This is a genomic window from Aeromonas piscicola (assembly GCF_000820005.1).
Lineage (GTDB): Bacteria > Pseudomonadota > Gammaproteobacteria > Enterobacterales > Aeromonadaceae > Aeromonas > Aeromonas piscicola.
In genome coordinates, this window is the sequence record NZ_CDBL01000002.1 from 1 (window position 1) to 610 (window position 610).

General features: G+C 64.9%; 1 pseudogene. It reads right to left on the reverse strand.

The features are described from left to right. Positions 1 to 610 (reverse strand): annotated as a pseudogene (locus BN1128_RS00050) (hypothetical protein); the annotation flags it as partial.

Consider the following 610-nt stretch of genomic DNA (forward strand, 5'->3'; position numbering starts at 1 on the left):
GGGTGACGCCCCGCACCAGCAGGGTATCTTCCGGGCGGCCCCAATCCTTCAGATAGGGCACGGGAATGGCCGTATCAGCTGCCGTGAGGGTGCCGGTATGCGAGACCGCGTCGGCATCGACCGCGATGCGCTGGAGCTCGGGCTGGTAGCACACCGGCTTGGCGTGATGGGAGCGGTTGCCAGACTCGGGGTAGATGGCCTCCGCGCTGTAGCAATAGGCCATGCCCGGTTGCGGTGCCAGATCGTCGACCCAATCCCTCGCCGCATCGAGCCCGGCGACTACCAGCTTGCCATCCCGATAGATGTTGTAGCTGAGCGTCCCTTTATTGACGCTGTCTTGCAACCCGACAACCAGCTTGCCCCCTTGCTCTGTGACCCCCAGCAGGGTGGGCTCGGTCGGTGCGAACACCTCGCGGTTTTCCACATCCAGCGGCGCCACATCCTCGATCAGGCGGATCCCTTGTTCATCGGCTACCCCGGCGCCCAACTGGACCTCGATCAGGTTGCTGGCCGCCAGCATATCCTCGGTGATCAGCTCACCCACGGGGGTGCCATTGAGCGTGATGCCCCGCACCGGGTAGTAACTGCCCTCCTCCCCGACGTCGGGGAG